General features: G+C 43.7%; 1 pseudogene. It reads left to right on the forward strand.

Annotated features, from left to right (window positions below):
• A pseudogene (locus ABT56_RS23125) lies at positions 1–359 on the forward strand (LysR family transcriptional regulator); the annotation flags it as partial.

Consider the following 359-nt stretch of genomic DNA (forward strand, 5'->3'; position numbering starts at 1 on the left):
GAAGCGTGACAAGCTCGATCTCAAAGAGATTGCAGGTGCCAAAACGGTTCGGATCTCAATGGGTTCATTTGATAGCAATACCTACTATGAACGTATTCGTAAGAGTGTCGGTATTTCACTGCAGCAACCCCTAACGGTCGCATCGTTAGGCAGTGCGCTAGATTGTGTAGCTAATGGTGAACATATGTTGGTGTGGTTTGAAGTAGGCAAAGATCTTCCAGAGAACGTGGTAAAAATACCGCTCTATTTAGACAGTGAACGAATGCATTATGATGTTGGTATCCATTATCACCGCATCAACTATCAGCATCCGGTGATGCACAAGATAGAAGAGATCATTCGCCAAGCATTGTCTTGTA

The organism is Photobacterium aquae, from assembly GCF_001029445.1.
In the GTDB taxonomy this organism is placed as follows: domain Bacteria; phylum Pseudomonadota; class Gammaproteobacteria; order Enterobacterales; family Vibrionaceae; genus Photobacterium; species Photobacterium aquae.